The 20995-nt window shown below is 48.9% G+C and carries 3 protein-coding genes and 1 pseudogene; all 4 read left to right on the forward strand.

Features of this window, described 5'->3' with window-relative positions:
* The first annotated feature begins 104 nt into the window (after positions 1–104).
* The 4 genes and pseudogenes from pepB (at position 105) to EAE92_RS18275 (ending at position 20950) form a co-directional block, all read left to right on the forward strand.
* Positions 105–1400, forward strand: coding sequence for an aminopeptidase PepB (gene pepB / locus EAE92_RS18260; protein ID WP_214069111.1), 1296 nt, complete (start codon positions 105–107; stop codon positions 1398–1400).
* A gap of 65 nt (positions 1401–1465) precedes the next feature.
* A pseudogene (locus EAE92_RS18265) lies at positions 1466–1858 on the forward strand (enhanced serine sensitivity protein SseB C-terminal domain-containing protein); the annotation flags it as partial.
* An 821-nt stretch (positions 1859–2679) separates the two neighbouring features.
* Positions 2680–4122, forward strand: a complete 1443-nt coding sequence (gene prtA, locus EAE92_RS18270; RefSeq protein ID WP_214069112.1) for a serralysin — start codon at positions 2680–2682, stop codon at positions 4120–4122.
* A gap of 1216 nt (positions 4123–5338) precedes the next feature.
* On the forward strand, positions 5339–20950 hold the full coding sequence (locus tag EAE92_RS18275; RefSeq protein ID WP_214069113.1) for a non-ribosomal peptide synthetase: 15612 nt from the start codon (positions 5339–5341) through the stop codon (positions 20948–20950).
* Positions 20951–20995 lie beyond the last annotated feature (45 nt).

A 20995-nucleotide genomic window follows, 5' to 3' on the forward strand; every position in this document is an offset into this window, starting at 1 on the left:
TTTTTTTATAGGATTGATATCTGGCAGACGAAGAATTATATCGGTAGAAGCTTGAATAAGCTCCTCACTGCCATTGAGTGGTAATAATAAGAGGTGAAAAAAGAATGACTAAACAAATCATGCCGATAACACTGTCTTATGAACCAGCAGCAGCTTGCTGGGGTGAAAAAGCGCTGATTAGTTCCAGTGATCAAGGGGTAATGATTCATCTGGTTGGTAAAGGTAAATTAGGGGCAGTGCAACGTGCCGGGCGTAAAATTGACGGGCAGGGAATTCGTCATGTGGCTCTGGTTGGCGAAGGTTGGGATTTAGAGAAAAGTTGGGCTTTCTGGCAAGGATTCCGTGCGCCAAAAGGTAATCGTTCTATTGAATGGCCTCAATTGCCAGCGGCTGAAAAGCAGGAATTGGAAAGCAGAATTAAAATTATTGATTGGGTGCGTGACACCATCAATATGTCAGCGGAAGAACTTGGGCCGGAACAATTGGCGAAGCGGACGATTGACCTGATGTGTGGTATGGCTGGCGAGTCAGTAAGTTATCGCATTATTAAAGGCGAAGATTTACGTGAACAGGGTTATGCTGGCATTCACACCGTTGGCCGTGGCTCTTCTCGTGATCCGATTCTGTTGGCGTTGGATTACAACCCAACTAACGACCCACAAGCGCCGGTGTTTGCCTGTCTGGTAGGGAAAGGCATCACATTTGATACTGGCGGCTACAGCCTGAAACAATCTTCCTTTATGGATTCCATGAAATCGGATATGGGTGGAGCCGCAACCCTGGCAGGCGCATTGGCGCTGGCAATCAGTCGTGGCTTGAAACATCGAATTAAACTGTTCCTCTGCATAGCGGATAACATGGTCAGTGGTAACGCCTTTAAACTGGGTGATGTTATTCATTACCGTAATGGCAAATCTGTTGAAGTGATGAATACGGATGCGGAAGGTCGTCTGGTTCTGGCTGATGGTCTAATTGACGCCAGCAGAGAGAAAGCGAAATTAATCATTGATGCGGCAACCTTGACCGGTGCGGCGAAAACGGCGGTGGGGAATGACTACCACTCTATATTCAGCTTCGATGACAAACTGGCGGCTGATCTATTGGCTGCGGCTGCATCCGAGAATGAACTGTTCTGGCGCCTGCCACTAGCTGAATTCCATCGTAGCCAACTGCCATCGAATTTTGCTGACTTGAATAACATTGCTGGGTCATCGCATACTGCGGGTGCCAGTACCGCGGCAGCTTTCCTGTCTCACTTTGTGGAAGAATACCAAAAAGGTTGGATTCACATTGATTGCTCGGCAACTTATCGTAAATCTGCGGTAGAACATTGGTCCGCTGGCGCGACAGGTTATGGGGTTCGTTCGATTGCTAATTTGTTGTTGGCGAAGGCGAAATAAATTTATTTTATCTAAAAAACTGATTGGAGATTTTTATGGGTTCATTAAGTGAATTAATTTCGGTTGAGATTGATGTTCCAAGTGGTAGTAAAATAACGCTTAGCCAACCGGAAGAATATCCTTCGCAGCTCATTGAAGCTTTGGTCAGTTTATTTAGCCAATGTAAACCTGTTCGCCGTGCTTTTATCATTCAAGCCCATGATAAAAATGTGGATGAAAACCCCAATTTATTAATTGGACTGGAAATAAGTGGTGCGGCAGACGAAATTGATCAATTAATCCACGAAGCAGGCACTATTGCTTGTGAATACACCTCCGAAGAGGAGCCGATTGACTTCTGTTTAGTTGATGAAAAAGAGGGCGGTATTAGCCATTATTTGATTCAACATACGCAGCCATTTTACCAGCGTAAATTAGGCAGTTGGCTACGTGGAAGCATTCCGGTGATGAATAAGTAACTATTTAACGGGTGATAATATAGTTGTCGGTAGAATTGAAATCTCCTGTTTATTACCACAACCATTACCGGATCAAGTAAAAATTAAAGCGTCTGAGTCCATAAAATACAGGGCTCAGACCTTGATGATCGCGTGGTTTAAATTGCTAAATTTCTTGGGAATAATTCACAAGGTCAGGGGAGTTCTGATTACTCTTATTGAATTTTTTTTGTAAAATAAATTTGAATAATTGCTGTATAGATGTTACTTTTAACTCGAATAAATAAAACAGACTAAAATCATAATAACCTGTAAATAACTCATTACCTCCATTATATATTAACTTCTTATCTTTTAAATAAAATCATTATTAATTGATGCTTATATTTTTTACAATAAATCCAATTTAATTCTTTCAGAGAAAAACTTTGTAGAGTAGATAAAGTATTATCTGTTAATACATATTTTTGTCGATTATTTCAATAGTTACTTTATAAAACTATTGATAATTGTTTTATAAGAATTTTTAAGTTTACTATGTTGATAATTAAATTTGGAATAATTTTAAAATAAAATACTAATGAAGAATTAGCGATATTTTTTGCCTTAAACAGCTATGTTATAGAAAACAATTATTTATTTGTTTTATGCTATTTTTATCACGTTTATATTAAAAAAATATGTTAATTGTTTTTTACGTAATTAGCTTTAATGTTACTTTTATGGACAGGGATGTTTAATTGAGTGGCCGGGATAGCCCATTGCTTATGGATTCTATTGACAGGTTATTTAACTAAATAAACAGGTTTTTATATCTAAGCTTTGAACTTATGGAGAAATATATGTCTTTAAAGAGGAAAATTTCATATTTGGAAGAAGTTAGTGGTTCAGCAAAGGCAAATGAGGTATTGACCTGGCTACAGGCTTATATTCCAGGTAAAGATCCTAATATTGTTGTTGGGCATGAGCCTAGTAAAGATGCGGCGAAAGAGTTAATCCGAAGTGATTACCGTTGGGGTCATCAGAGTAATGACAAATCTGAAACTTTCCAATTAACGTATAATTTTCTGGAGAGTGAACCAGATAATATGCCGTGGATTATTTATGGATTCTCAGCATTTAATGAAGAACAAAAAGCTGCTGCAAAACTGTCAATTCAATCTTGGACTGATGTCGCGAATATTAAATTCACGGAAACCTCTGATGCCAGTAAGGCGAATGTCACTTTTGGTTTCTTTGATATTAGTTTAACAGGGGATTATGCGTTTGCTGAGATGCCGCGCCCATCTTTGACACAGGTAGGAACTTGGTATAATGCGGAAAGCCGTACTTTCTTAAAAAATGATATTGAATTGAATGGTTATGGCCGGCATACATTTACTCATGAGATCGGCCATACACTGGGGTTGGATCATCCGGCTGATTATGACGCGTCTGATGATGTAATACCGACTTATAAGAACAAAGCTACCTATTTTGAAGATAGCGGTGCTTATACCGTCATGGGTTATTTCAGTGAAAAAAATACCGGACAGGACTTTAAAGGTAGTTATTCTGCTGCGCCATTACTTAACGATATTTCAGCCATTCAGTCGCTGTATGGCGCGAATAATATTACCCGTGCCGATGACACTGTATATGGTTTTAATTCCAATACCGATCGCGATTTCTTTACCGCAAAAGATGAAAAGAGCAAACTTGTGTTCACTGCCTGGGATGTAGGTGGTAATGATACCTTTGATTTCTCTGGTTTTACTCAGGATCAACGTATTAACTTGAATGAAGCTTCTTTCTCGGACGTGGGTGGCTTGAAAGGAAACATCTCTATTGCCCGTGGCGTCACGATTGAAAATGCGATTGGCGGCAGTGGTAATGACATTCTGATAGGGAATGACGCCGCCAATACTTTAAAGGGTGGTGCCGGTGATGACATTATCTACGGTGGACTGGGAGCGGATAATCTTTGGGGCGGGGAAGGCAAAGATACATTTGTCTACCTGAGTGCCAAGGAATCACCTTTTCTTGAGCGTGATTGGATTCATGACTTTATTTCCGGTGAAGACAAGATTGATGTGTCATTGTTCGATCTGGGTGAAGCAGGAAAAGGTACTATTAAGTTTGTTGAAGAATTCACTGGCGCTATTGGGGAAGCAGTGATTAGCTATGATAGCGTTAATAAGGTAAATGATTTCGTGATTAATATGGGGGGAGAATTATCCCACGATGGTTTTGGAGTGAAGATCGTTGGAGAGCCGCTGACAGAGGCCGATTTCATCCTTGCATAACACAACAATACAATAATACAACAACACAACCGCATCTGACTGGATGCGGTTATTCGTTTAGTCACTTTGAGCGTCTGGACGTATAATTTTGCTGTCTTCTGTTTCCTGTCTTCCGTCTTCTGTCTTCTGTTTACTGTCCTCTGTTTCCTGTCCATGTGGTTGGAGTTCCTAATCTACCATTTTTCTATAATATAAGTAGTCAAGTATATTTGGATAAGTAATGAATGATGTGATATTTGGATTTAAAAACAATCGCAAAATAATTTATTTTTAAATTAAAATTATTTATTGTTGATATTAAACATAATTAATATATACATTGGTCGTATTATTTCATTATGAAAAACAATATATATGGAATTTAGTTTTAGTTTGAAATTGTTTCATATCGGTGTTAAGTGTAATTAACGTTTACATTAGTTGTATAATTTGATTATTATAAAATAATATGTAATCAGGCAGGTTGATAATTTTTACGTGTATAAATATACATTAATTAATATAACCAAATGATAAATCATACTTTTTATGGTGCAATCTGTTTCACGTCGGAATACGGGGAGGTTAATTTTACAGAGAGTTATCAAGGTAAATTCGGTGTTAATTGATGATCAGGAGGTTTAATTTGTCTTTATAATTACTTGATTTTTTATGAAATAATTTACATGTGATATTAATTCCAAATGGACAAAATACAGCAGGGATTTAGCACTCATGCCAGTAAATATATTCAATAAATCCATTTTTATTTAGTTATGAAATCCAGCGTCGGCCAATAAAAAATTGCACGAAATCAAAGGCGCTTATTTAAAAAATAGGAAAAAAATGGAATATCTTTTGCCAGTTCTCTGTGTGAACCGTTTATTCCGTTATCAGGAAAATAATTGTCACAGAATTGTTAATTATACAGTTATCAACCGGGCTATTACCTCTAGCGTCCAAGAGAATGTGCTGTCTGAGGATCTTAATTGATGCCTGGTGCGTGCCCGTTTTTATTTCTTTGAGGAAAGAAAGAAGGGCAAAACATTTGTGATGACTGTTGAGAATGACAGTTTTCAAATAACTATACCCTATGGATTTCAAGATGCGTCGCGACGGCAAGCGAGCGAATCCCCGGGAGCATAGGAAACTATGTGACCGGGGTGAGTGAGTGCGGCCAACAAAGAGGCAACTTGAAAGATAACGGGTATAACAGATTCGTTGAGGTAATAAGTATATGAAAGATAGCATGGCTAAAAAGGAAATTATCTTTGACGCTGGATTAGAACAAGTACCGTCAGAAAAGGTTGGTGATGACCTATCTGTTCAGAAACTTAATTTGTTGTCAGAAGCTGAACGCACACTGCTGTTGAAAACCTTGAACGCCACTGAAACCGTTTATCCTGACCAGTTAGGTATTCATCAGTTGTTTGAACGGCAAGTGGAGAAAACCCCGACAGCCACAGCGTTAATGGCAGGGGATAAAACCCTGAGTTATGCGGAATTGAATGCTCGCGCTAACCGACTGACTCATCAACTGATTAAACAAGGGATTGACCCGAATGATCATGTGGCAATCCTGTTAGAGCGATCTATCGAATTGGTGGTGGCTCAATTGGCTATTCTTAAGGCGGGGGCGGTTTATGTCCCTATCGATCCCGGAGCGCCGAACGAGAGAAAAAATTGGCTGATAAGCGATTGTTTAGCCAAATTGTTGCTTACCAGTGCAGAAGTGGATCTTCCGGTTGATCTGGATGTTCCGCTAATTCGTCTCTCTGATGAGACAGACGTGAGCAAGGAGGAAGAAGGTTTTAATCCTGACTTACCTTGTTCCAGCACCGCGCCAGCGTATATTATGTACACCTCCGGCTCGACTGGCACTCCCAAAGGGGTGATCGTGCCTCACCGTGCTGTGGTTCGGCTGGTTATTAATAATAGCTATGTTGAAATTGAACCCAATGACCGAGTTGCCTTTGCGGCTAATCCCGCATTCGATGCCAGCACCTTTGAAGTCTGGGCCCCTTTGCTCAATGGTGGGGCACTAGTCGTTATTGACCACACGACTTTGTTGACGCCACAGGAGTTTGTACAGGCATTAGACCGTTATCAAATTAATATCTTATGGTTAAGCGTCGGCCTGTTTAACCGGCTGGCGGCGGAGTTGTCTCCAGTCCTTCCACAGATGAAAATCCTCATTGTCGGCGGCGATATCCTTGATCCCCATGTGATTGCCCAAGTTTTACGTAACAACCCGCCTCAGCAGTTATTGAATGCCTATGGACCGACCGAAGGCACTACCTTTACCACCACATACCGGATTGAAGCTTTAGCCACAGGAACAACCAATATCCCTATTGGTCGACCCATTGCCAACACGCGGGTTTACTTACTGGACGAGCAAGGCCAACCGGCGCCATTAGGAAGGGTGGGCGAGATTTATGTTGGAGGCGACGGGGTAGCCTGTGGTTATCTCAATCGTCCTGAATTGACCGTTGAACGTTTTTTGGTTGATCCATTTAGTGATGTACCGGATGCGCGGATGTATCGGACCGGCGATTTGGCCCGTTATCTGCCGGATGGCAATCTAGAATTCCTTGGCCGCAACGATCAGCAAGTGAAAATCCGGGGTTTTCGGATTGAACCGGGGGAAATTGAAGCCTGCCTGGTAGAGTATCCGACAGTACGGGAAGCGGTGGTATTGGTGTTAGGCACAGGGCAGAACAAGCAGTTAGTTGCTTATGTGCTGGCGGAGTCGGATAACGAATTGCCTACTCGTTTGCGTGAACATTTAAGTGCGCGGTTGCCTGATTATATGGTGCCGGTGGCCTTTGTGCGTCTGGATGAATTCCCGCTAACTCCCAATGGCAAACTGGATCGCCGGGCGTTGCCGGCACCGGGCGAAGACGCCTTTGCCCGTCAGGTTTACGCCGCACCGCAAGGAGTGCGGGAAATTGCATTGGCGACTATCTGGCGCGAGTTACTGGGTATTGATCAGATAAGTCGGTATGACAGCTTCTTTGCGCTGGGTGGTCATTCACTGCTCGGCATACGTATGATTGAACAGCTACGCCATTTAGGGCTGACATTGGCTGCCCGCGATCTGTTTCAATCGCCAATACTGGCGGAGTTGGCCCAAGCATTGGAGCAACATCAGATTGTGGCAGTGCCGCCGAATGTTATTACCCCGGCGACCACTGCATTGACGCCAGCGATGTTGCCGCTGATTGATTTGACTCAGCCTGAGATTGATCACATCGTCGAGCAGGTACCGGGCGGGGTGGTCAATATTCAGGATATTTATGCGTTGTCGCCGTTGCAGGACGGTATCTTATTTCACCATCTGCTGGCGAAAGAGGGTGATCCTTACTTGCTGGCCTATCCAATGATCTTTGCTGACCGTGGTTTGTTAGACCGCTATTTATTTGCGGTACAACAGGTGGTTGACCGCCATGATATTTTGCGTACCGCGTTTATCTGGCAAGGATTATCCGTTCCGGCGCAGGTGGTTTGGCGTCAGGCGCCGTTGTCAGTGACTGAACTGAAGTTAAACCCGACTGATGGGCCGATCAGTGACCAACTGGTGCAACGTTTTGATTCACGGCAACACCGTTTCGATCTAAATCAGGCGCCGTTGTTGCGCTTTGTGATAGCACAGGAAACCGATGGCCGCTGGTACGTATTGCAATTACAACATCACCTGATTGGCGACCATACCACGCTGGAAGTGATGAACCGCGAAGTTCGGGTCTGCCTTGACGGACAGGGCGACAATCTACCGGCGCCGGTACCGTTCCGCAATCTGGTGGCTCAGGCTCGGCAAGGGGTTGACCAGACAGAGCATCACCGATTTTTCACCGACATGTTGGCAGAAGTGGATGAACCGACATTACCGTTTGGGTTGACTGAGGTCCATCGTGATGGTTCTCAAGTCGTACAGGCGCACCGGATGCTCTCTTCCACGTTGAATGATCGTCTGCGTGCGCAGGCAAGACGTTTGGGGGTCAGTCTGGCAACCCTGTGTCATCTGGCTTGGGCGCAGGTGTTGTCGCGCACCAGCGGACAAGAGAAAGTGGTGTTCGGCACCGTGCTGTTTGGACGTATGGCGGCGGGGGAAGGGGCTGACAGCGGCATGGGGCTGTTTATCAATACCTTACCATTACGGTTGGATATCGATGATACTCCGGTACAGGATAGCGTCAGGGTGGCGCATACCCGATTAGCTGGATTGCTGGATTATGAACATGCTTCATTGGCGTTAGCTCAACGTTGCAGCGGGGTACAGGGAGGCACGCCGCTTTTTAGTGCCTTATTGAATTACCGACACAATGAGCAACCGATGATCTCGCATGAGGCAATGCCGGGAATCGAATTTCTGGGTGAACAGGAACGGACCAACTACCCGTTTGTCCTGTCAGTGGAGGATGGCGGCACCACATTGGGGCTGACTGCACAGGTGGTACAACCGTTTGATTCAGAACGGGTATGCGGTTATATGCAACAGGCGTTGGAAAGTCTGGTGGATGCCCTTGAACTGACGCCGGAAACGCCGGTACGGGCGCTAAACATTTTGCCGGAATCGGAACGCACATTATTACTGGAAACCTGGAACGCGACAGAAACCCCCTATCCTGAACAACTCTGTATCCATCAGTTAATTGAACAACAGGTAGAGAAAACCCCAGAAGCCACTGCATTGATGTCTGAAAATCAGACACTCAGCTATGGACAACTGAATGCCTGCGCTAACCGGCTTGCCCATCAACTGCTTGCTTTGGGCGTTGTACCAGATCAACCGGTGGCGATTTGCATGGCAAGTTCACCGATGCGGGTGATAGCAGTGCTGGCGGTGCTGAAAGCGGGCGGGGCCTATGTACCGTTGGATCCGGCTTATCCGGGAGAACGATTGTCGCATATCTTGACCGATATAGCTCCGGCTAGGGGGTTGAAGACAATCGTGCTGGTGGACAGTACCGGGCGGGCTGCATTGGGTGAGCAGGCGCTTGCGGGGCTGACGGTACTAGACCCGAATATCTTACCTGACCAGCCGAACAGCAATCCGCAGGTTCCTGCATTGACCTCCCGCCATCTGGCCTATGTGATTTACACTTCCGGCTCAACCGGGACGCCCAAAGGGGTGATGATTGAACATCGTGGGTTGGTCAATCTTATTCGGGATAAAATCAGCCGATTCGACATTCGCCCTGCTAGCCGGATGTTACAGTTTGCTTCATTTGGCTTTGATGCCGGTGTCTGGGAAATCATGATGGCATTAGGCAGTGGAGCCAGCCTGATTATCCCTGCCGAAATTGTTCGTCAAGACCCGCGTCGTCTCTGGCATTATCTGGAAGAACAATCGGTGACGCATGCCTGTTTGACCCCTGCTTTGTTGCGAGAAGGGGGCGATTTGCCGACGATAACAATAAAACCGACGTTGATATTGGGCGGTGAAGCCCCCGGCCCCGTGCTACTAAGGGCGCTAAGTCATCAAGCAACGCTATTTAATGCTTATGGCCCGACAGAAATTACTGTCTGTGCCGCCAGTTGGCGTTGTCCGCCAAACTATACCGACCTATTGGTTCCCATTGGGCGCCCGACAGCGAATACGCGTATTTATCTGTTGGATAACCACGGCCAGCCAGTCCCATTAGGCGCGGTGGGGGAACTCTATATTGGTGGGGATGGTGTCGCTCGTGGCTATCTCAATCGTCCTGATCTGACCGACGAACGCTTTCTGGCTGACCCATTTAGTGATGTTGCCGATGCCCGGATGTACCGAACCGGGGATTTGGCGCGCTACTTGCCGGACAGCAATCTGGTGTTTGTTGGCCGTAACGACCAGCAGATTAAAATCCGCGGTTTCCGTATTGAGCCGGGTGAAATTGAAGCCCGATTGGCGGAACATCCTATGGTGCGCGAAGCGTGGGTCGTAGCTTTGGGGGATGGGCAGGATAAGCGTTTAGTCGCCTATATTGTAGCCGAAGCGGATAGCGGATTGGCGGCTGGTTTGCACACCCATTTGAGCGCTATGTTGCCTGATTATATGGTGCCGGCGGCCTTTGTACGTTTAGATGCCTTCCCGCTGACCCCAAATGGTAAGCTGGATCGTCAGGTATTACCGGCGCCGGGAGAAAATGCTTTCGCCCGCCAGATTTATGTCGCGCCACAAGGGGAAATGGAAATTGCAGTGGCGGCTATCTGGCGTGAATTGCTCGGCGTTGAGCAGATCGGCCGACATGACAATTTCTTTGCCCTAGGCGGACATTCACTACTGGCGGTACGGATGATGAACCGCATAGCTGTTTTCGGCGTCGACCTGCCGTTGGCTTCGTTGTTTATGTTTCCGTCACTGTCTGCGTTTACCGAGAAGATCTGCGCGCAACGTCATGCGAGCAATGATAAATTGCCTGCAATTAGGCCAATATCTCGTGATAGTGTCTTGCCCTTATCGTTTGGTCAACAGCGTCTGTGGTTTCTGGCGCAATTTGAGGGGGTGAGTGATACCTACCATGTTCCGACAGCCTTGCGTTTACGTGGCCAGCTTAACCTCTCTGCCTGGCAGCAGGCCCTGAATCGCCTGTTTGCTCGCCACGAGGCGCTTCGTTCTGTTTTTATCACAGTTGATGGTCAGCCTCAGGTTGAACTGTTACCGGCGGAATTTGGTCTACCGGTGAAAAAATACGATTTGCGTAAAGCATCTAACGTGGACGAACAATTTAAGCGCTTGTGTGCACAGGAAGCTAAAACGCCGTTTGATCTTGCTCGTGGCCCCCTAATTCGTTGCGCATTGATCCAACTGGCCGATGAAGAGCATATATTCTTACTGACTCAGCATCATATTGTCTCCGATGCTTGGTCTTTAAAGATACTTGAATCAGAACTGGTGGCGCTTTACGCTGCTGGTCTAAATCAACAGCCTGATCCGTTGCCGCGATTGACCATTCAATATCCTGATTATGCGGCCTGGCAGCGGCAGGTATTTTCTGGTGAAGGAGTACAGGCACAGAGTGATTACTGGCGCCGGACGTTGGCAGACGCACCGGTATTGCTTGAGTTGCCGATAGACAGACCTCGACCCTTCCAACAATCATTTACCGGTGGCCGGGTAGCGGTGCGCATTGATGCCCCGTTGGTACAGGCGCTAAAACATCTGGGACAACAGCACGGCGCCACACTGTTTATGACACTGTTGACCGCTTGGGCTGCATTGCTATCGCGCTTGTCTGGGCAGGATGATGTCGTCATTGGTATACCAAGCGCTAACCGCAATCTGCGGGAAATTGAACCACTGCTTGGCTTCTTTGTTAACACATTGGCGTTGCGTATCGATTTATCCGACATGCCGGATGTGGCCACACTACTGCGTCGTGTGCGGCAGACGACACTGGGAGCGCAGGAGCACCAAGATCTGCCTTTCGAGCAGGTGGTGGAAATTGTTCAACCGCCGCGCAGACCGGAGCATACGCCACTGTTCCAGGTAATGTTTGCCTGGCAGGAGAATGAAACAGAGGAATGGCAATTACCGGAATTGGCGGTAACACCATTTGAGCTGGAATATGATATAGCGAAATTCGATCTGCAACTGGAATTAACGGAGAAGTCGGGCGAAATTGTCGGAGAACTGAACTACTCTTCCGCCCTGTTCGACCATGAAACCATCGAAAGGCAGGTGGGTTATTTGCAGGCCATATTGCAGGCAATGGTGAACCAGCCTCAACAACCTGTCACGGCTATCGACATTTTGTCATCCGCGGAACGGGAGTTATTGCTGGAAAATTTGAATGCGACCGAAGAACCGTATCCTACTCAGGTGTGTGTTCATCAGTTATTTGAACAACAGGCAGAAAAGACCCCGGATGCCATAGCGGTAATCTATGAAAACCAGACGCTCAGCTACGCGGAACTGAATACCCGCGCCAATCGGTTAGCCCATCAGCTTATCGCCTTAGGCGTAACGCCGGATCAGCGGGTAGCGATTTGTGTGACGCGCTCGCTTGCGAGAATAATCGGGTTGTTGGCGGTGCTGAAAGCGGGCGGAGCCTATGTGCCGTTAGATCCCGCCTATCCCGGTGAACGCCTGTCTTATATGCTCACTGATGCCGCACCGGCGATTGTACTGGCGGATAATGCAGGGCGGGCTGCGCTAAGTGAGGACATTCTGGCGATGCTGACGGCGCTCGATCCGAATACCTTGCCGGAGCAGCCGGATAATAATCCGCAAGTCTCTGGATTGACCCCACAGCATCTGGCTTATGTGATTTACACTTCCGGTTCAACCGGCAGACCAAAAGGCGTGATGATTGAACATCGTAGCGTGGTTAATTTGACACTGACACAAATTACCCAGTTTGATTTTTGCGCCGCCAGCCGAATGTTGCAGTTTGCTTCATTTGGTTTCGATGCCAGTGTCTGGGAAATCATGATGGCGTTGAGCAGTGGGGCCATGCTGGTTATTCCTACCGAAACAGTGCGTCAAGATCCACAGCGTCTCTGGCATTATTTGGAAGAACAAGCGGTGACCCATGCCTGTTTGACGCCGGCTATGTTTCATGATGGCGCCGATTTACCGGCGATAGCGATAAAACCGACATTAATATTTGCAGGAGAAGCGCCGAGTCCCGCGTTATTTCAGGCACTGTGCCGCCGGGCCGATGTGTTTAACGCTTATGGGCCGACGGAAACCACTGTGTGCGCGACCACTTGGGATTGCCCGCCAGATTATACCGGGGGACTCATTCCCATCGGCAGCCCGACCGCCAACAAACGTCTCTATCTGTTGGATGAACACGGCCAGCCGGTCCCATTGGGCGCCGTGGGAGAATTGTATATTGGCGGCGTTGGGGTAGCGCGTGGTTATCTCAATCGCCCTGAATTGACCGCTGAACGTTTCCTGAATGATCCGTTTAGTCATGAGGCGGATGCCCGAATGTACCGGACCGGAGATTTAGCCCGTTACCTGCCGGATGGCAATCTGGTGTTTATTGGCCGTAATGACCAACAGGTTAAAATCCGTGGTTTCCGCATTGAGCCGGGAGAAATTGAAGCACGACTGATTGAACACCCTGCGGTAAGTGAAGCGCTGGTATTGGCGTTAGGTGACGGACAGGATAAGCGTCTGGTGGCTTATGTGGCGGCGCAAGTGGATGACGAGCTAGCAACTAAACTGCGTAAACATCTGAGTGATATTTTGCCTGACTATATGGTGCCGGCGGCTTTTGTGCGTTTGGATGCTTTTCCGTTGACCCCTAACGGTAAGCTGGATCGCCGAGGACTGCCAGCACCGGGGGAGGGCGCTTTTGCCCGCCAAGCTTACCAAGCGCCACAAGGGGAAATTGAGATAGCGTTAGCGGCTATCTGGCGCGAATTACTGAATCTTGAGCAGATTGGTCGACATGACAGTTTCTTTGCCTTGGGCGGTCACTCGCTGTTGGCTGTCAGGATGATTGAACGTTTACGACGTATTGGTTTAGGGCTATCGGTACAAACGCTATTCCAGCATCCGACATTAAGTGTATTGGCCCAATCTTTGGCGCAGCATCGTGAAATTAGCGTGCCTGATAACCGTATTACCGCGGATACGACGGTGCTGACGCCAGCCATGTTGCCGCTGATTGATCTGACTCAAGCTGAAATTGATCGCATTGTTGAGCAAGTACCGGGTGGAATTGCCAATATTCAAGATATTTATGCCTTGTCACCGTTACAGGATGGCATTTTATTCCACCATTTATTGGCAAATGAGGGCGATCCTTATCTACTGATCACTCAACAGGCTTTTGCTGATCGGCCCTTACTTGACCGCTATCTGACCGCGGTTCAACAAGTGGTTGACCGCCATGATATCTTACGTACCGCTTTTATTTGGGAAGGGTTATCTGCGCCGGCTCAGGTAGTTTGCCGGCAGGCGCCTTTGTTAGTGACGGAATTGACGCTCGATCCGGCTAATGGGCCGATCAGTGACCAACTGGCTCAACGTTTTGACCCGCGCCGGCATCGTATTGACCTGAATCAGGCTCCGTTATTACGTTTCGTTGTGGCACAGGAGAGTGATGGCCGTTGGATTGTATTGCAATTGTTGCACCACCTAATTGGCGACCACACCACGTTAGAGGTGATGAACAGCGAAGTACAGGCTTGCCTCTTGGGGCAAATAGATAGCTTGCCTGAGCCAGTCCCGTTCCGCCATTTAGTGGCACAGGCTCGGCAGGGAATCAGTCAGGCAGAGCATACTCGCTTCTTTACCGACATGCTGGCTGAGGTGGAGGAGCCGACGTTGCCATTTGGGTTGGCGGAAGCACATCATGATGGCTCACAGGTGACGGAATCTCACCGAATGTTGCCGACAGGACTAAATGATCGTTTACGTGGTCAGGCGCGGCGGTTGGGCGTCAGTGTGGCGGCGTTGTGTCATTTGGCTTGGGCGCAGGTATTGTCGCGTACCAGTGGTCAGCAACAAGTGGTGTTCGGTACCGTGTTGTTTGGACGTATGCAGGCGGGTGAAGGATTTGATAGTGGCATGGGGCTATTTATTAACACCTTGCCGTTGCGGTTGGATATCGATCATACCCCGGTGCGGGACAGTGTACGTATAGCACATAGCCGACTGGCGGGATTATTGGAACATGAACACGCTTCACTGGCGCTGGCGCAACGTTGCAGTAGCGTAGCCAGTGGAACGCCGCTTTTCAATGCGCTGTTGAACTATCGCCATAATACTCAGCCGGTAACACCGAATGAGATCATGAACGGTGTCGAATTTCTTGGCGCACAGGAGCGGACTAACTATCCGTTTGTCTTGTCGGTAGAAGATGAGGGTTCCGATCTGGGACTGACAGCTCAAGTAGTGCAACCGTTCGATCCAGAACAGATATGCGGCTATATGCAACAGGCATTGGAAAGTTTGGCGGATGCCCTTGAGCAGACGCCCGACATGCCGGTACAGCAGTTAGAAATTCTGCCGGCAACCGAACGCACATTGTTGTTAAAAACCTGGAACGCCACTGAAACAGCCTATCCTGAGCAGTTGTGCATTCATCAACTGTTTGAGCAGCAGGTGGAGAAAACCCCGGATGCCACGGCACTGGTGTGTGAAGAGCGATCCCTCAGTTATGCGGAATTGAATACTGATGCTAACCGATTGGCGAACCAACTTATTGCACTGGGTGTGACGCCGGACCAGCGGGTGGCGATTTGCGTAGCAAGTTCACCGGCGCGGATAGTGGGGTTGTTGGCGGTGTTAAAAGCGGGAGGCGCTTACGTGCCGCTGGACCCTGCCTATCCGGGAGAGCGTCTGGTCCATATTTTGGCTGATGCTGAACCGATTATTTTATTGGCCGATAGCATTGGACGTTCAGCCTTAGGCGAGCGAATGCTTACGGGGCAGACTCTCCTTGATCCGAATTCATTGCCTGATCAACCGGATAACAACCCACAACTGCCTACATTGACCGCCCGCCATCTGGCGTATGTGATTTACACTTCCGGCTCGACCGGCACGCCAAAAGGGGTGATGGTTGAACATCGTGGGTTGGTTAACCTTATCCGGGATAAAATCGCCCGATTCGGCATTTTACCTGCTAGCCGAATGTTACAGTTTGCCTCATTTGGTTTTGATGCCAGTGTCTGGGAAATCATGATGACGCTATGCAGTGGCGCTACTTTGGATATTCCTGTCGACACTATCCGTCAGGACCCCAATCTTCTCTGGCATTATCTGGAAGCCCACTCGGTAACGCATGCCTGCCTGACTCCGGCCCTGTTGCGGGATGGAGCTGATTTGCCTGCGATAACGATAAAACCCACATTAATATTGGGAGGTGAAGCGCCCAGTGCGGCGTTGCTTAGGGCGCTGGGCGGCAAGGCAACGGTATTCAATGCTTATGGCCCGACAGAAATCACCGTTTGTGCCACGAGCTGGCGTTGCCCATCAAACTATTCAAGTTACTCAAACTGTGGGGATGAACTCATTCCTATTGGGCGCCCGACAGCCAACACTCGTATCTATCTGTTGGATGCTCTCGGCCAGCCGGTGCCGTTGGGAGGCGTAGGTGAACTCTATATTGGTGGCGTCGGTGTAGCGCGTGGCTATCTCAATCGTTCTGAATTGACTGATGAACGTTTCCTTGCAGACCCATTTAGTGAAATTGCTGATGCCCGAATGTACCGAACCGGCGATTTGGCACGCTATCTGCCGGATGGCAATTTGGTGTTTGTTGGCCGTAATGACCAACAGATTAAGATCCGTGGTTTCCGAATTGAGCCGGGGGAAATCGAAACTCGACTGACAGAGCACCCCGCAGTCCGTGAAGCACTGGTACTAGCCTTGGGTGATGGTCAGGACAAACGGCTGGTAGCTTATGTGGCGGCGGCAGAGGATGACGGGTTGGTTAACTGCCTGCGCGAATATCTGAGCGGATTGTTGCCTGACTACATGGTACCGGCGGCCTTTGTGCGATTGGAGGCTTTTCCGTTGACGCCTAACGGCAAGCTGGATCGCCGGGCGTTACCCGCGCCGGGGGAAGAAGCTTTTGCCCGCCAGATTTACGCCGCGCCACAGGGAGAAACCGAAACCGTACTGGCTGATATCTGGCGTGAACTATTGGGCATTGAGCAGATCAGTCGGTACGACAGCTTCTTTGCTTTGGGCGGCCATTCGTTGCTTGCGGTACGCATGGTTGAGCGTCTGCGTAACTTGGGATTAACGCTGGCGGTACGTGATCTGTTCCAATCGCCGGTATTGGCTGAATTGGCGCAAACATTGAAGCTAAATCAGGCGGAAAGCGTACCGGTTAACGTCATTACATCGGCCACCACGATATTAACACCGGCAATGTTACCGCTGATTGATCTCACTCAAGCTGAAATTGATCACATCATTGAGCAGGTACCGGGCGGGATAGCCAATATTCAGGATATCTATGCGTTATCGCCGTTACAGGATGGGATCTTGTTCCACCATTTGCTGGCAGACGAAGGCGATCCTTATCTGTTGGCCGGTCAAATGGCCTTTGCTGATCGGCCGCTATTGGATCGTTATCTGGCGGCGGTTCAGCAGGTGATTAATCGTCATGACATCCTGCGGACTGCCTTTATCTGGCAAGGATTATCTGTGCCGGTACAGGTTGTCTGCCGTCAAGTGCGGTTGTCGGTGACGGAACTGATATTAGATCCGGCAAACGGGCCGATCAGCGAACAATTAGCGCAACGTTTTAACCCACGCCAATATCGTCTCGATTTGGGGCAGGCACCGCTGTTGCGCTTTGTGGTGGCACGGGAGAGTGATGGCCGTTGGATTGTTTTGCAACTGATGCATCATTTGATTGGCGACCATACCGCGTTGGATGTGATGAGTCACGAAGTTCAGGCATACCTTGACGGGCAGGAAAGCGACTTACCTGCCCCGGCGCCATTCCGCAATCTAGTGGCGCAGTCCCGGTTAGGGATGAGTCAGGCGGAACATACCCGTTTCTTTACTGAAATGTTGGCTGAGGTGGATGAACCGACATTACCGTTTGGCTTGACAGAAGTCCGCCATGATGGTTCGCAGATGACCGAATCGCACCGGATGTTGACCCCCGAGTTAAATGAGCGCTTGCGTGGTCAAGCCCGGCGGTTGAATGTCAGTCTGGCGGCGCTGTGTCACTTGGCTTGGGCACAGGTGTTGTCGCGTATCAGCGGACAGCAGCAAGTGGTATTTGGCACTGTCTTGTTTGGACGCATGGCGGCGGGTGAAGGAGCTGAAAATGGCATGGGACTGTTTATCAATACCTTGCCGCTCCGCTTGGATATGGATGATACCCCGGTGCGAGATAGCGTACAGGTAGCACATCACCGGCTGGCGGGATTATTGGAACATGAATATGCATCACTGGCGCTGGCTCAACGTTGTAGCGGGGTGCAAGGGGGAACGCCGCTGTTTAGTACCTTGTTGAACTATCGACACAACGTGTCGTCGTCGACATCGAATGAAATCATGCATGGTGTTGAATTCCTTGGCGCGCAAGAGCGGACTAACTATCCGTTTACACTGTCGGTGGAGGATTTTGGCGAGGCATTGGGGCTGACTGCGCAAATCGTCCAGCCGTTTGATGCCGAGCGGGTGTGTGGCTATATGCAACAGGCGCTGGAAAGTTTAGTCAACGCGCTTGAACATGCCCCGGAAACTCCGGTTCGGCAGTTGGAAGTATTACCGACAGACGAAAGGAAACTGCTGCTGAAAATCGGCAATGGCTTGCAAACGGCGTATTCCGCACCGCTGTGTATTCATCATCTGTTTGAACAACAAGTGGCGAGAAATCCTGATGCGGCGGCGCTGATATACGAAGAGCAAACCCTCAGCTATGCGGCATTGAACGCGCGGGCTAACCGACTGGCTCATCAATTAATTGAACTCGGGGTGGAGCCTGATCAACGGGTGGCGATTTGTGTCACGCGTTCACCGGCAAGAGTGGTCGCGTTGCTGGCGGTACTAAAAGCGGGCGGCGCTTATGTTCCTTTGGACCCATCTTATCCGGGTGATCGGTTGGCTTATATGCTTACGGATGCGGCGCCGTCGGTGGTGCTGGCGGATAATGCGGGCCGTACCGCGCTAGGCGAACAGGCGCTTGCTGGATTAACGGTGCTTGATCCAACGATCCTGTCTGATCAACAGGATAACAACCCGCAAGTTCCTGAACTCACTTCACGGCATCTGGCGTATGTGATTTACACATCCGGTTCCACCGGCACGCCGAAGGGGGTGATGGTGGAACACGGTGGATTGGTCAATCTGATTGGGGAGAAAATCACCCAATTTGACATTCGCGCGGATAGCCGGTTGTTGCAATTTGCCTCATTTGGTTTCGATGCCAGTGTCTGGGAAATCATGATGGCGCTGTGTGGGGGAGCGACACTGGACATTCCGGTTGATACGGTTCGTCAGGACCCGCTGCGCTTGTGGCGTTATCTGGAAGAACGACGGGTAACGCACGCCTGTTTAACCCCGGCTCTGCTACGGGATGGGGCCGATTTACCGGCGATAACGATAAAACCCACCTTGATACTGGGCGGAGAAGCACCCAGTGCGGCGTTGTTGCAAGCGCTGCGTGGTCGGGCAACGCTGTTTAACGCTTATGGCCCGACAGAAATTACCGTCTGTGCAACCTGTTGGCGTTGTCTGCCAGATTATACGGATATGTTAATCCCTATCGGTCGCCCGACAGCGAATAGTCGTATTTATCTTTTGGATAATCACGGCCAGCCAGTGCCGTTTGGGGCAGTGGGAGAATTGTACATTGGTGGCGTCGGTGTTGCGCGAGGCTATCTCAACCGGCCTGATTTAACGGCTGAACGCTTTCTGGCAGATCCATTCAGTGATGAACCGGATGCTCGCATGTACCGCACCGGGGATTTGGCCCGTTATTTGCCAGATGGCAATCTGGTGTTTGTGGGGCGTAACGATCAGCAGATTAAAATCCGAGGCTTCCGTATTGAACCGGGTGAAATCGAAGCGCGGTTGACGGAGTATCCGGCGGTGCGAGAGGCGATAGTATTGGCGTTAGGTAACGGTCAGGATAAACGTCTGGTGGCTTATGTGGCGGCGCCAGAGGATAACGGGCTGGCAAGTCAATTGCATCGTCATTTAAGAGCTTTATTGCCTGACTATATGGTACCGGCGGCGTTTGTGCGTCTGGACGCCTTTCCGTTGACGCCGAACGGCAAGTTGGATCACCGGGCATTGCCAGCGCCTGATCAGAACGCGTTTGCCCGTCAGATCTATGAAGCGCCGCAAGGGGAAACAGAGATCGCCTTGGCGGCTATCTGGCGTGAATTACTGGGGGTTGAGCGGATTGGTCGGCATGACAATTTCTTTACCCTCGGTGGACACTCGCTGCTCGCCATGCGGATGATCAACCTGGCCGCGGAGCGGGGGTTGATTTGCTCGCTAAATAATCTGTTCCAATTCCCGGTGCTGGCGGAACTGGTGGCGGAGATCACCTCGGATCCGCTGTCTCAGTGGCAAATCAGCGCCATACCGGTACGACCGGATGGCGCCGAGCCGCCGCTCTTCTTCGTACCGAGCGGCATGGATGATTACTCATATGTTTTCGGGCTGGCGCAGCATATTCAGGCGGATTACCCGATTTATGCGCTACCTTGGCCGTCGATCAATGAGGAACAGGCGTCAACCATTGAAGCGCTGGCGACCAGAATGATCACCTATATGAAAGCAGTGCGACCAGAAGGCCCGTATCGAATATACGGCTACTCTTCCGGCGGCATACTGGCTTATGCCATTGCTCAACAACTTTTGCATGCCGGAGAGACAGTTAATTTCTTGGGGCTAATTGATACGCCGGCTCCTCACTGTTTTAAGACACGAGTCGATCAACCTAAACTTCAGTTCCTTGCTGAATTGGCAAGGCAGTCAGTGAATGAGCATCCTCAAGAGATTGAAGCATTGCATCAGAAAATGGATGAACTGAATTTAGTGCAATTTATTGCGGCCGCGCAGGAGCTGGAGTTATACCCATCGAATCTGCGCCCTGACTTAATTGCCAAACGTTGGGTACAGATGGGAAATTATGTCCAAATGGTCAAGGATTATCAGCCGAAAGCTCTGGCGATAACGCTACATCAATTTTATGCAATGGAATCTTATCCGCAGATCCCGTTTGTTACCGATGTTGCGCTACAGTCCGTAACGATGGAGCCGTCGTTAGGTTGGGAACAGATAGTTCCTGACTCTTCGCTACAATTAACCTCGGTTCCGGGGGATCATTTTAGCCTGATGGAAGATAGTGAAAATAAAACTGTTTTGGCTAAGACCTTAAGCATGGCGTTGGCCATGAATTGTGAAGCGGAGGCGCTGTAATGCCGGTGATATTGTGCGGTGAAAAGTTGTAATTAGTAAATAACT

The sequence above is a fragment of the Photorhabdus hainanensis genome (assembly GCF_018448965.1).
Lineage (GTDB): Bacteria > Pseudomonadota > Gammaproteobacteria > Enterobacterales > Enterobacteriaceae > Photorhabdus > Photorhabdus akhurstii.

Excerpts from the sequence above, each read along its gene's own strand:
- pepB (WP_214069111.1), top strand. The coding sequence starts at position 105 with ATGACTAAACAAATCATGCCGATAACACTGTCTTATGAACCAGCAGCA.
- EAE92_RS18275 (WP_214069113.1), top strand. The coding sequence starts at position 5,339 with ATGAAAGATAGCATGGCTAAAAAGGAAATTATCTTTGACGCTGGATTA.
- prtA (WP_214069112.1), top strand. The coding sequence starts at position 2,680 with ATGTCTTTAAAGAGGAAAATTTCATATTTGGAAGAAGTTAGTGGTTCA.